This is a genomic window from Halosimplex halobium (genome assembly GCF_051414055.1).
Classification (GTDB): Archaea; Halobacteriota; Halobacteria; order Halobacteriales; family Haloarculaceae; genus Halosimplex; species Halosimplex halobium.
This window is the reverse complement of record NZ_JBLKNX010000010.1, coordinates 90305-102216: the sequence shown is the minus strand read 5'-3', so window position 1 is coordinate 102216 and position 11912 is coordinate 90305. Positions and strand designations below refer to the sequence as shown.

The window sequence follows — 11912 nt, the reverse complement described above, 5'->3', positions numbered from 1 at the left end:
CTCGGGAATTTCAGTGGTTCTGATCCGGTAAACTCGGCGATCCGGGCGACAGAGGGACAGTGAGAAACTACTTGACCCTCGAAGTCGACAGCCCGGGTATGCCACACGCAGCCGCGGGTGGCGTCGGGGCGGTCGCGCCCGGGGACGTCGCCGCGGCGGTCGCCGAGCAGGACCCGCTGGTCCTGGCGGCCGCCGTCGTCGGCTTGCTCGTCGTGCTCGTCGCGCTCTGGTGGGGGGTCCGGCGGCTGCGCCGGACGCCGGGTACGGAGTTCGTCGGCCACCTCGCGGACCGCGAGGAGGTGTCGGTCCTGATGCACCCCAACCCGGACCCCGACGCCATGGCCTCGGCACTCGCCGTCGGCGAGTTCGCCGAGGAGGCCGGCGTCGACGCCCACCTCCAGTACCCGGGGCAGATCCGCCACCAGGAGAACCGCGCCTTCGAGACGGTCCTCGACCTGGAGTTCGACCGCGTCGACACCGCCAGTGACCTGCTGGCCGACGAGGTGGTCCTCGTCGACCACAACGAACCCCGCGGGTTCGCCGGGGCCGACTCCGTCGACCCGTTCGCCGTCGTCGACCACCACCCCGGCGACGGGGAAGGGGACGAGTTCACCGACGTGCGCCCCGACCACGGCTCCTGTGCCAGCATCTTCGCGGAGTACCTGCGCCAGCAGGACTGGGAGCCGGTCGGCCCCGACGAGGAGGGCGACGTCGCCGAGGACGCCGACCGGATCCTCCCCTCGGACACCGCGACGGGTTTGCTCTACGGCATCCAGTCCGACACGAAACAGCTGACGAAGGGCTGTTCCGCCGCCGAGTTCGAGGCGTCGGCCTACCTCTACGAGGGAATCGACGAGGACCGGCTCGACCGCATCGCCAACCCGCAGGTCGACGCCGAGGTGCTGGAGGTCAAGGCCCGCGCGATCAACCAGCGGTCGGTTCGCAACGCCTTCGCCGTCGCCGACGTGGGGGAGGTGTCCAACGCCGACGCCATCCCCCAGGCCGCCGACGAGCTGGGCCAGCTGGAGGGAGTGACCGCCGTCGTCGTGATGGGACAGAAGGGCGACACCTTGCACCTCTCCGGTCGCTCGCGCGACGACCGGGTCCACATGGGCAAGACCCTGCGGGCCGTCGTCGACGAGATCCCCATGGCCAACGCCGGCGGCCACGCCCGCATGGGCGGCGGCCAGCTCTCCGTCGAGCACATGGAAGGGCTGGGGCCCGGCGACGGCCTCGACCGCGAGGAGTTCGTCGACCGGCTGTTCGACGCCATGGCCGGCGAGATATAGGCCGAGTCGGACCAGCCTGCCGGGAGGCGTGGACTTTTGCCCCGGCGGGGTCACCGCCGGGTATGACCTACGACATCGCGTTCGTCGGCACCGGACCCGAGCCGGACAACCCGGTGTGGGGCGAGAGCGCGGCGATGGCCTACCGCCACGCCGAGGGGTACCGCGAGCGCGACGACTGCCGGATCGTCGCCGCCGCCGACATCGTCCGCGAGAACGTCGAAGCGTTCGCCGCGGAGTTCGACATCGACGACGCGGGGACCTTCGAGGACTACGAGACCATGCTCGACGCCGCCGAGCCCGATATCGTCTCGATATCGACGCCCGTGCCGACCCACGCCGAGATCGTCCTCGACTGCATCGCCAGCGGCGTCCCGGAGGCGGTCCACTGCGAGAAGCCGATGGCGACGACGTGGGGCGACGCGCGACTGATGGCCCAGGAAGCCAGTCGCCGCGAGATTCAACTGACGTTCAACCACCAGCGGCGGTTCTCGCCGGTGTGGCGCGAGCCGAGGCGGGCGCTGGAGGAAGGTGTCATCGGCGACCTGCAGCGGGTCGAGGTCGGGACGAGCACCCTGCTGGACAACGGCACCCACCACATCGACCTGGCGCACATGTACGCCGACGAGGCGCCCGTCGAGTGGGTCATCGGACAGGTCGACTACCGCGAGGAGCACGTCAAGTACGGCGCCCACAACGAGAACCAGGGGCTGGTCCAGTGGGAGTACGCCGACGGGACCCAGGGCATCGCGACGACGGGCTTCGGCGAGGACGGCGTCGGCGTCCACCACCGGCTGTACGGCACCGACGGGGTCGTCGAGGTGACGCCGTGGAGCGACCCGCAGGCGCGGGTCCGCCGGGACGGGGAGGGCTGGGAGTCGCTGGTCTCGGGCGTCGACAACGCGGCTGCGGTCCCCCCGGCCATCGACCACGTCGTCGAGTGCCTGCGCGACGGCGTCGAGCCGGAGTTCTCGGCGCGGCGGGCGCTGTCGGTGACCGAGGTGATCTTCGCCGCCTGGGAGTCCTCGCGACGGCGCGGCCGGGTGGAGCTCCCCCTGCGGATCGACGACAACCCGCTGGAAGCGATGGTCGAATCGGGCGAGTTGTCGCCCGAACCCGCCGACGAGGGCTGACCCTCCGACTCCGGCCTTCCGGAGACCAGCGGCCGAAAATCGACCGTCGAGCCGGCCGCTCGTCCGTCAGACGAGCGGCGGACGGGCGGTGTTCAGATAAGGCTGAAAAGTGAGGCGGTTCGTTTTCTGAGTGTTCTATGCCCGAAAACGACCGCCTCGGCAGATGTTTAGACGAGATCGACTTAGAGTTTGTTGAACGCGAAGCGACACCGCAGCTGCTGATGAAGCTCAGTATTCAGTTGCATCTCGCAGGACTCTCGCTTTCGAATACTGTTTCGTTTCTCGAGGTATTCGGTGTCAGTCGTGCTCGTTCGACCGTTCACAACTGGGTTCACAAGGCCGATCTACAGCCCCAGACTGGTCGATCACCGGATCACGTTGCAGTCGACGAAACCGTGATCCGGATCGACGACGGGCAGTACTGGCTGTACGCCGCCGTCGATCCCGATTCGAACGAATTGCTCCATACGAAGCTTGAACCGACGAGAACGAACGCTCTCGCCGAGATGTTCTTCGGTGAACTCCGCGAGAAACACGACGTCGACGACGCCGTGTTTCTCGTTGACGACGCCACCCCGCTGAAAGAAGCATGTCACCGACACGGCCTCGATTTCAGATATGAACGCCATGGAAATCGCAACAGCGTCGAACGTGTCTTTCGTGAGGTAAAACGCCGAACCAATTCGTTCTCAAACTGTTTCAGTCACGTCGATCCGGCAACCGCCGACGACTGGCTTAGCTCTTTCGCGTTCGCATGGAATCGGCTTATCTGAACACTGCCGGCGGACGGGCCCGGAAGCTTATGGTGCCGGGCGAGCGTCTACCGGGTATGCTCAACGCGCTGGCGCTCCAGTTGGACGTTCTCACCCAACCCGTCGGGATCCTCGGCGTCCTCGTCCTGCTGGCGGCGATCATCCTGATCGGCCGGTTCCTGCTGTCGATGGCCTGGCGACTGGTGATCATCGGCATCATCATCGTGGGGACGCTGTACATCCTGAGTGTCCTCGGCTTCACCGTCCTGTAGGGCGGCGGTCGCCCGCGCGGTAGTCGACGCAACGGCGGTCGCCCGCACGAGCGGGAGTCGCCGGCGTCACCTGACGGTGTAGCCCCCGTCGATGACGACCGACTCGCCGGTGACGTACCACGCCGCCTCGCTGGCGAGGTAGACCGCGAGCGGCGCGATGTCCTCGGGCGCGGCGAACTCCTCGACCAGCATCTCCGAGCGCCAGGTCTCCAGCGTCTCCTCGTCGTGGACGATGTTGTCCGTAATCACGTAACCCGGGTTGATATTGTTCACTCGGATCCCGTGTTCGGCCCACTCCGAGGCGAGCTGGGTCTTGAACCCCTCCAGGCCGGCCTTCGACGCCTGGTAGTCGACCTGGTGTTGCGGGTAGTTGGCGACGAACGCCGACATCGAGGAGACGTTCGTGATCGTCCCGCCGTCGCCGGCCTTCATGACCTCGCCGGCGTACTTCGCACAGCGGTAGGCCCCGGTGAGGTTCACGTCGACGGTCTCGGCCCACTCCGAGACGGACTTGTCTTCGACGGCGCTGTGGTGGACGATCCCCGCGTTGTTGACGAGGTGGTCCACGTCGCCGAACTCGTCGACCGTCGCCTCGACCATCGCCGCCACGTCGTCGGTGTCGGTCACGTCCGTCTCGACGGCGAGCGTCTCCGCGCCCGTCTCCGCCGCGATCGCCTCGGCGGCCGTCCGCCCGGACTCGCCGTCGCGGTTGGCGACCACGACGTTCGCCCCCACCTCGGCGAACCCGTCGGCGATGGCCCGCCCGATCCCGCGGTTGCCGCCCGTGACGACGGCCGTCTCGCCGTCGAGCCTGAACCGGTCCAGCACTGTCATGGCCGGTCGATCGGACCCGCCCGCCTTCAATTCGCGGGAGGGGGCCGAACGGGCCGGTTCCGGGAGTGGACTTACGGTCGTCGGGCCGAAGGTGACGGTGATGGGCTCGGAGCCACCTGTCCGGGGCGACCGCCAGGAGCGGCTGTTCGTCCGTCGCCGCGAGCGGCGCATGACCCGAACGCACGCCGCGCTGTGGGCGTTCATCCTCGCGACGACGGCGGCCGACATCGTGCTGACGATGGCCGGGCTGGCCGGCGGCCTGCCGGAGGGCAACCCCGTCGTGAGAGCCGCGGTCGGTTCGTTCGGACCTGCGGGACTGTGGACGGTGAAGTTCGCGGCGATGTGCTGGCTCGTCGCCGGGTGGTCCGTTCTCTCCGACCGGAACGCCGCCGTCTTTCTCGGGTTGTTCGCGGCCGTCACGTCGGTGGTGGTCGTCCACAACGCAATCGCAGTCCTGGGTGTGTGACCGGCGTACGCCCCACCGCGCCCACCGGGTACCCGCCCTCAGGGGTCGGCGGCCGGCGGGTCCCGGACGGCGAGTTCCCCGGAGAGCTCGTGCTTGGTGGTCGTGCTGAGGTCGATGCCGGCGTCGGCACAGCGCTCCGTGACCCGCTGGATGTACGTCGAGCGGGCGACCGAGAACTCCTCGCGGTCGGGGCTGTCGATCCAGAACCGCGACTGGAGGACGACGGCCGAGTCGGCCAGGTCCGTGACGCGCACGGACGGCTCGGGGTCGTCGAGGATCCCCTCGTGGTCGTCGGCCACGTCGAGGAGGATCCGGGTCGTCTCGTCGATGTCGTCTGCGTAGCCGATGCCGAACGCGTAGGAGATCCGCAGCTGTTCGTTGCTCATCCGGTTGGTGACGGCGGTCGTCGCGAGCTCGGTGTTCGGGACCGTGACCGTCTCGTTGTCGAAGGTACGGACCCTGGTCACGCGGAACCCGATGTCCTCGATGAACCCCGCGCGGTCGTCCCACTCGATCCAGTCGTCGATATTAAAGTTGCGGTCCTGAACGATGAACAGGCCGGCGACGAAGTTCGAGAGCACGTCCTGGGCGGCGAACCCGACCGCCAGCGTCAGCGCGGCGACGACCAGCGCCGACCCGCCCAGTAGCGCGGTGAACCCCGCCGCCGCGACCCCCGCGGCGAGCGCGACGACGACCACCGCGACGCCGAGCACCTTGAGCAGCGCCCGCTCCAGCGTCGGCTCCAGGGTCCAGCGGTCGAGCGCCAGCCGCGCCAGCGGTTCGACGACCAGCCGCCCGACCAGGTAGACGACCACGGTGACGGCCGCGAACTCCGCGAGCTGCCAGCCCAGCGCGACGTACTCCGCGCCCAGTTGCGAGAGCGACTGCAGGGGCGTCATAGGGGTACGAACGACGGCACTCAGGTAAAGGTGGCCACGCGAGTCGCTCGCAACCGGTGGTTCGTCCAGCGGTTCCCCGCCGCTGGGCCGCTCTTCCGCCGTATCCGTTCCGACACCCGTTCACGGCCGAGGTGCGGTGGCGCGCGCTGTCGCGCGCTTTCATGCGCGCGATGGCACCGCGCGAGGGATGAGCGAGTGAGCGGAGCGAACGAGCGAATCGGCTGGGGAGGTGTGTGGCCGTCTACGGTCGCGGTGCCGTGCTGTCCCTGGCGGACTGAAAGGGCGAGGCGCGCTCGCGTTCATATAGTCGTCTGAGCGGGCCACTATCTGAGCGACCGGAGGGAGCGAAGATATCCCGCTCAGCGACCGCGAGCGCGGCGAGGGCTTTCAGCGCCTGCTGTCGCCTGCAGTCACTTTGATTCCGAGCGAGCGCGGAGAACCAGAAACAGAACAGACTCAGACGCCGTCGAGGAAGTTGCGGATCACGTCGTGGCCGACCGCGGTGAGCACGGACTCGGGGTGGAACTGGACGGCCTCGATAGGGTGGTCGCGGTGGCGGATCCCCATCACCAGGTCCACGGTGTCGCCATCCGCCGTCTCGGCCTCGGTGGTGGCGGTCACCTCGAAGCAGTCGGGGACCTCCGTGGCGATCAGCGAGTGGTAGCGCCCGCCGCGGATCCCCTGGTCGAGCCCGGTGAAGACGCCCTCGCCGTCGTGGCTGATGGGGAAGGCCTTGCCGTGGATGGGCTCGGGCGCGCGCCCGACCTCGCCGCCGTAGGCGTAGACGGCGGCCTCCAGACCGAGACAGACGCCGAGCGTCGGCACCTCGGGGCTGATCTCGGTCAGCACGTCGTTGGTGACGCCGATGTCGCGGTCGTTTTTCGGGTGGCCGGGCCCGGGCGAGATGACGATGGCGTCGGGGTCGGCCGCCCGCACGTCGTCCAGCGAGGCCGTGTTGCGGACGACCTCGGTGGCAGCGTGCTCGCTGACGTACTCGACGAGGTTGTAGGTGAACGAATCGAAGTTGTCGACGAACAGCACCTGGCGCTGGTCGGCGCGCTCGCGCTGGTCGGCGCTCATCGGGACACCTCCCCGGGTTCGGCGGCGTCCCCAGGTTCCGCTTCCCTGTCGTCCGTCGCGTCCCCGCCCTCGCTCGCGCCCTCGGCCTCGGAGACCTCGATGGCCTCCAGCGCGTCGAGGACGCCGCGCATCTTCTGTTCGGTCTCCTCGTACTCGCTGGTCGGGTCGCTGTCGGCGACGATGCCGGCGCCGGCCTGAACCGTGACGCGGTCGGCGCTGTCGGCGGCCTCGTCGGGAACGTCGACGCCGTAGCGGCTGTCGAGGTCCTCGACCGTGGCGGTGCGGATGACGATGGCGAGTTCGGCGTCGCCGGTCCAGGTGAAGTAGCCGACGCCGCCGCCGTAGGGGCCTCTGGGCGACAGTTCCAGGTCGTCGATGATCTCCATCGCGCGGATCTTCGGGGCACCCGAGAGCGTCCCGGCGGGGAAGGAGGCCCGCGCGGCGTCGAAGGCGTCCGAATCGTCGGCCAGCGTTCCTGTCACTGTGGACTCGATGTGCTGGACGTGGCTGTACTTGAGGACGCTCATGAACTCCTCGACCCGCACCGAACCGGGCTCGGACACGCGGCGCACGTCGTTGCGCGCCAGGTCGACCAGCATCGTGTGTTCGGCGCGTTCCTTCCCGTCGGCGAGCATCTCGCCGGCCAGCCGGCGGTCCTCGACGGGGCTCGTCCCGCGGGCGCAGGTGCCGGCGATGGGGTTCGAAAGGACCCGGTCCCCGCGGACCGCCACCAGCGTCTCCGGGCTGGCGCCGACGATGGAGAGGCCGTCGTAGTCGAGGACGTACATGTACGGCGAGGGGTTGACCGACCGCAGCGACTCGTAGAGCCCCAGCGGGTCCACGTCGCCGTAGAGTTCGCGGGTCCGCGAGATGACGCCCTGGTAGATGTCCCCCGCGAGGACGTGCTCTTTGGCCGTCTCGACGGCCGCCTCGTATTCGTCCTGGGGCCCGGCCGTCTCCGCCTCGCGGACGAAGCCACCGGGTTCCAGGTCGGCGGCGCCCGCCAGCAGGTCGGCGACCCGTTCGGCCTCGGCTTCGAGTTCCTCGTAGCGGGCGGCGGCGTCGTCGCCGGGTTCGAGGATCGGCGTGAACACGAGCGAGACGGTGCCCTCGACCTCGTCGAAGACCAGCGTCGAGGTCGTGAGGACGAACTGGGCGTCGGGGTACCGGGAGTCGGGGTGTTCGAGCCCCACCTCGTCGAGCCAGCAGTCGTAGACGGCGTCGTAGCCGAGGAAGCCCACGAGGCCGCCCTCGAAGTGCTCGCGGTCCATGTCGGGGAAGCCCCTGCGCTCGACATCGGGCATCGCGCCGCGGACGCTGTCGAGGGTGTCGCCGCCGTTGGCGTCGAAGAACTCGTCGTAGCGGTCGTCGAACGTCTCGACGGTCGCGCCGTCGGCGTCGACGGTGACGACGCCCTTCGGGTCGTAGCCGACGAAGGAGTAGCGGGCGTGGCGGTCCTCCGTCGTCGGCGCGAACGCGCCGTCCGGGTCGCTGGAGGCGACCTTCTCTGCGCTCTCCAGCAGGAACGTGTAGTCGGCGGCCTCGATGTCGGTGGTCCGACCCGACAGCGCGGCGTAGGCGTCAAGCGGCTCCAGGTCGGTGTCCAGTTCGACCGCGGCGCGGACGACGACCGGGTCGTCGCCGTCGGTGTCCGCCAGTTCGACGAACTCCGCCTTCGACGGTTCGAGTCCGAAGTCGGTTCCGGGACCGGGGTCGCTCACGCGGCCACCCCCCGCCGCCGCGCCGCGGCGACGAACGAGCGGACGGCCTCGTGGTCCTTCTCGCCGCCGACGCGGGTCCCGTCTTCGACTCGTTCGACCCCCGTCGCCACGTCGACGCCGAACGGGCGCACGGTCTCGACCGCCTCGGCGACGTTGTCCGGCGTCAGCCCGCCGGCCAGGACCACGGGCACGTTCAGGTCGGCGACGACCTCGCGGGTGCGGTCCCAGTCGTGGGTCTCGCCCGTGCCGCCGCCCCCCGCGGCGTCGACCGAGTCGACCAGCAGGGCGTCGGCGGACTCGGCGTAGTCCCGGATATCGTCGCTCTCGGCGTCGACCGCGACGACCAGATCCTGGCTCAGCCGGCGACCGAGCGCGCCGAGTTCGCCCGGCGAGAGGCCACCGTGGACCTGCACGGCGTCCGGCTCGGTGGCCTCGACGAGGGCGACCGCTTCCTCGACGGTCGTCGGCATCGTCACGAGGACGCCGGTCACCAGCGGGGGGACGCCCGCGAGCAGGTCGGCGGCGGTGTCCGCATCGACCTCCCGGGGCGTGTCGACGGGCACGTCGCAGATGACGCCCACTGCGTCGGCGCCCGCGGCGACGACAGCCTTCCGGTCGGACTCGCGGGTGACGCCGCAGACCTTGACTCGGGCGGCTGGACCGCCAGGTACCGTAGCCGCCGAGTGCTCGTCGCCCGCTCCGCTCGCGTCGCTCATCGGCCCCCGTCGGCGGCGACGCGGGCGCTCACGTCCCGCAGGTCGTCCAGCTTGGCCGCGGCGTCGCCCGAGTCGATCGCGTCGGCGGCCGCCTCGACGCCCGCCGCCAGGGAGTCGGCCTTCCCGGCGACGTAGACGGCGGCGCCGGCGTTCGCGAGGATGATGTCGCGCTTGGCGCCGCGCACGTCGCCCTCGACGATCCCCAGCAGGTCCTCGGCGTTCTCCTCGGGTGAACCACCCGAAACCGCCTCGATGTCGTGGGTCTCCAGCCCGAGGTCCTCGGGGGTGACCGTGTACTCCGTGACCTCGCCGTCCTCGACCTCCGCGACAGCCGTCTCGTCGTGGATCGTGATCTCGTCCATGCCGGAGCCGTGGACGATCAGCGCGTGGTCGACGGGCATCTCGGCGACGGCGCGGCCGATCAGCGGGACCAGGTCGGGGTCGTAGACGCCCATGACCTGCGCGTCGGCGCCGGCGGGGTTCGTGAGCGGGCCGAGCACGTTGAAGATGGTCCGCATCCCCACCTCCCGGCGCGGGCCGATGACGGCCTTCATCGCTGGGTGGAAGGCAGGGGCGTGCATGTAGCCGATGCCCGCCTCCTCGATGGTCGCCTCGACGGCCTCGGGCGCGGTGTCCATGTCCAGCCCGACCTCCTCCAGCACGTCCGAGCTCCCCGACGACGAGGAGACGGAGTAGTTGCCGTGCTTGGCGATCGGGACGCCCGCGCCCGCCGCGACGATGGCGCTGGTCGTCGAGACGTTGATCGTGTCGTAGTCGTCGCCGCCGGTGCCGCAGGTGTCGACCAGCGGCGCCCGGTCGGGGTCGATGGTGCGGGCGGCCTCGCGCATCCCCTGGGCGAAGCCGGCGATCTCCGCCTCCGTCTCGCCCTTCGCGCGCAGGGCCGCCAGCAGCGCGCCGATCTGTGCCTCCGTCGCGCCCTCGAAGACGGCCGTCGCCGCCTCGCGGGCCTCCTCCAGCGTCAGGTCCTCCCCGTTCGTGACTGCCTCGATGTATGCTTCCATGTGTATCACCGATGGACGGTTTAGTTCTACGATGTACGAATCAGTACATTCACTTAAGGGTGTCGGGTGGCGACGGGGAGTCGGGGGTCGCGCCACGGCGCCGGTCCGGGCGCGGTGTCCCGGAGCGGCTCGGGGGATCCGAGTCGGGGACAGCCGGCGGATCCCATTCTCAAAGTTTGTATCGCGGGGGGAGGGACTATATGAGAGTTCAGTATACCGTAGGGATATGCGACCGACCCTCAAGCGACGGATCGGTGCGGCGCTGGGCGGGCAGTTCGCCCACGCCCTCTATCAGGCAGTGGTCCTGCTGGTCGCGCCGGGGCTGTGGCCGGTGCTCGGCGGGCTGGGCGTCCTCGCGGCCGCGGGTGGACTCGTCTACGCCTATCGGTCGATCGGTCGGGGGCTCGACGAGCGCGAGCGCGAGCGCCGGGACCTCCAGACGGCGCTGACCGAGGCCGAACGCGAGCGCGACGACCTGCGCGAGCGGCTGGACGACGCGAAGGCGGACCTGGCGGACCTCCGGGCCGAGCTGGAGGCGCGTCCTGCGGCGCCGCCGGTGGCGACGCCCGACGGCGGGATCCAGACGGCCGACGACGCGCCCGTCGACTACGACGGCAGCGTCCGAGCGGTGGAGACGGCGCTGGACGCCTTCGGGGACGGCGATCTGACCCAGCGGCTCGACGCCGAGGACGACCCGGAGGCGCTGGCCGCGCTCGCGGCGGAGTTCAACGAGATGGCCGCCACCTTCGAGCAGACGTTCGAGGCGGCCGCCGGCTTCAGCGAGGAGGTCGTCGGCTCCTCCGAGCAGGTGACGACCGCGACGGAGGCGGTCACCGACTCCAGCGAGACGGTCGCGCGGCGCGTCCAGGAGATCGCCGACGTGTTCCACGAGCAACACCAGCAGATCACCCAGATCTCCGACGAGATGTCCGACATGTCCGCGACCATCGAGGAGATCGCCGCCTCCTCCGACGAGGTCAAGGAGATGGCCGACCAGACCGAACGGTCGACGGTCGAGGGCATCGAGGCCGGCCGCTCGGCGCGGGACACCATGGACGAGGCCCAGGACCAGATCGAGGACGTGGTCGAGACGGTCACGGAACTCGACGAGCGGATGGACGAGGTCGGCCAGATCGTCGACCTCATCGACGACATCGCGGAGCAGACGAACATCCTCGCGCTGAACGCCTCCATCGAGGCCGCCCACGCCTCCGCGGGGGCGAACAACAACGGCTTCGGCGTCGTCGCCGACGAGGTCAAGAGCCTCGCCGAGGAGACCAAGGACGCCACCAACGAGATCGAGGGCCTCATCGGCGAGATCCAGGACCAGACCGACGAGACCGTCGAGGAGATCACCGAGATGCAGTCGACCATCGACGAGGGCAAAGAGACCGTCGGCGAGGGGCTGGACGCCCTGGAGTCGATCCTCGAGAACGTTCAGGAGACCGCCTCGGGCGTCACCGAGATCAGCAACGCCACTGACGACCAGGCCGCCTCCTCCGAGGAGGTCGCCGCCATCGCCGACGAGGCCGCCGAGACCAGCAAGGACAACGTCGAGGAGGCCGAGCAGGTCGCCGCCATCGCCGAGGAGCAGAACCTCGCGCTCTCGGAGATGTACGTCAACGCGAAGATGCTCACGATGCGCGCCGAGCAGCTCTCGGCGCTGTTCGAGCGCTACGAGACCGACTGATCGGCCGTCCGGCCTTCGCCCACGTTCTCGCCGCTCGCGAC

The 11912-nt window shown here is 69.6% G+C and carries 12 protein-coding genes; 6 read left to right on the top strand and 6 right to left on the bottom strand.

The annotated features are described in order from the left end of the window. Positions 1 to 98: 98 nt before the first annotated feature. The 4 genes from ACMGFG_RS11830 to ACMGFG_RS11815 all read left to right on the top strand — a co-directional run bounded on the left by ACMGFG_RS11830 (position 99) and on the right by ACMGFG_RS11815 (position 3443). Positions 99 to 1289, top strand: coding sequence for a DHH family phosphoesterase (locus tag ACMGFG_RS11830; RefSeq protein WP_436930534.1), 1191 nt, complete (start codon positions 99 to 101; stop codon positions 1287 to 1289). A gap of 62 nt (positions 1290 to 1351) precedes the next feature. Beyond that, positions 1352 to 2419 carry a Gfo/Idh/MocA family protein gene (locus tag ACMGFG_RS11825; RefSeq protein WP_436930533.1) on the top strand — a complete coding sequence of 356 codons (1068 nt, stop codon included), beginning with the start codon at positions 1352 to 1354 and terminating at the stop codon, positions 2417 to 2419. Between the two features lie 137 nt (positions 2420 to 2556). After that, positions 2557 to 3192: an IS6 family transposase gene (locus ACMGFG_RS11820; protein WP_436930532.1), complete on the top strand. Its 636-nt coding sequence runs from the start codon at positions 2557 to 2559 to the stop codon at positions 3190 to 3192. Between the two features lie 56 nt (positions 3193 to 3248). Then, a complete protein-coding gene (locus tag ACMGFG_RS11815) occupies positions 3249 to 3443 on the top strand; it encodes a DUF8029 family protein (RefSeq protein WP_436930531.1) in 195 nt (64 codons plus the stop codon). Between the two features lie 66 nt (positions 3444 to 3509). On the opposite strand, the gene ACMGFG_RS11810 is transcribed toward ACMGFG_RS11815, so the two are convergent. Continuing rightward, positions 3510 to 4277, bottom strand: coding sequence for an SDR family NAD(P)-dependent oxidoreductase (locus tag ACMGFG_RS11810; protein ID WP_436930530.1), 768 nt, complete (start codon positions 4275 to 4277; stop codon positions 3510 to 3512). 100 nt (positions 4278 to 4377) lie between these two features. On the opposite strand from ACMGFG_RS11810, the gene ACMGFG_RS11805 reads away from it, so the two are divergent. Next, a complete protein-coding gene (locus ACMGFG_RS11805; RefSeq protein ID WP_436930529.1) occupies positions 4378 to 4743 on the top strand; it encodes a DUF5658 family protein in 366 nt (121 codons plus the stop codon). Positions 4744 to 4781: 38 nt separating this feature from the next. Here ACMGFG_RS11805 and ACMGFG_RS11800 read toward each other — a convergent pair whose 3' ends face one another. From ACMGFG_RS11800 to trpD, 5 genes are all read right to left on the bottom strand, one after another. Then, positions 4782 to 5642: a mechanosensitive ion channel family protein gene (locus tag ACMGFG_RS11800; RefSeq protein ID WP_436930528.1), complete on the bottom strand. Its 861-nt coding sequence runs from the start codon at positions 5640 to 5642 to the stop codon at positions 4782 to 4784. A gap of 456 nt (positions 5643 to 6098) precedes the next feature. Then, complete coding sequence (gene trpG, locus ACMGFG_RS11795; protein WP_436930527.1) at positions 6099 to 6722, bottom strand: anthranilate synthase component II; 624 nt, start codon at positions 6720 to 6722, stop codon at positions 6099 to 6101. Then, positions 6719 to 8443, bottom strand: a complete 1725-nt coding sequence (gene trpE, locus ACMGFG_RS11790; RefSeq protein WP_436930526.1) for an anthranilate synthase component I — start codon at positions 8441 to 8443, stop codon at positions 6719 to 6721. Before trpE ends, trpG begins: the two co-directional genes overlap by 4 nt. Beyond that, positions 8440 to 9159: a phosphoribosylanthranilate isomerase gene (locus tag ACMGFG_RS11785; protein ID WP_436930525.1), complete on the bottom strand. Its 720-nt coding sequence runs from the start codon at positions 9157 to 9159 to the stop codon at positions 8440 to 8442. The genes trpE and ACMGFG_RS11785 overlap by 4 nt, the downstream gene beginning before the upstream one ends. After that, entirely contained in the window at positions 9156 to 10181 is a 1026-nt protein-coding gene (trpD, locus tag ACMGFG_RS11780; RefSeq protein ID WP_436930524.1) for an anthranilate phosphoribosyltransferase, read from the bottom strand. The genes ACMGFG_RS11785 and trpD overlap by 4 nt, the downstream gene beginning before the upstream one ends. A gap of 226 nt (positions 10182 to 10407) precedes the next feature. On the opposite strand from trpD, the gene ACMGFG_RS11775 reads away from it, so the two are divergent. Further along, the gene (locus tag ACMGFG_RS11775; RefSeq protein ID WP_436930523.1) at positions 10408 to 11871 is read left to right on the top strand and encodes a methyl-accepting chemotaxis protein; all 1464 of its coding nucleotides are present in this window, start codon (positions 10408 to 10410) and stop codon (positions 11869 to 11871) included. Positions 11872 to 11912: the final 41 nt, after the last annotated feature.